Annotated in this window: 1 protein-coding gene; it reads right to left on the bottom strand. The window is 75.2% G+C overall.

The window, feature by feature from the left end; genetic code table 11:
• The coding region (locus AOK15_RS47650; protein WP_420877007.1) for a rod shape-determining protein at positions 1–375 on the bottom strand (375 nt) is incomplete at both ends.

The raw sequence follows: 375 nt of genomic DNA, 5'->3' as shown, positions 1-375 counted from the left end.
GGCCGTGCGGGGTGAGGCCGTTGCCGGACAGGGCCAGTTGGAGCGGCCGTACCGACTGGCTGGGCAGGGTCAGCTCGTGCCGCAGCCGCAGGTGCTGCACGATCGCGTGGTCGATGGCCTCGCCGCCCACCGGGATACGCACGGCGTTGACCACCGAGCCCAGGGAGAGCACCGCGAGCTGGGTGGCCGCCGCGCCGCACACCATGATCATGGTCGCCTCGGGCTGCTCCACGGGCAGACCGCAGCCGACCGCGGCCGCGATCAGCGTGTCCACCAGCTCCACCCGGCGCGCCCCCAGCCCCACCAGCGTCTCGATCGTGGCGCGCTGGGCGAGGGGGTCCGCGTCGTGCGGGGTGCAGGCCGCCGCCCGCAGCA

The sequence above is a fragment of the Streptomyces ossamyceticus genome (genome assembly GCF_001418475.1).
Lineage (GTDB): Bacteria > Actinomycetota > Actinomycetes > Streptomycetales > Streptomycetaceae > Streptomyces > Streptomyces ossamyceticus.
The sequence above is the reverse complement of the archived record's forward strand: the minus strand, read 5'-3'. Positions and strand labels throughout refer to the sequence as shown.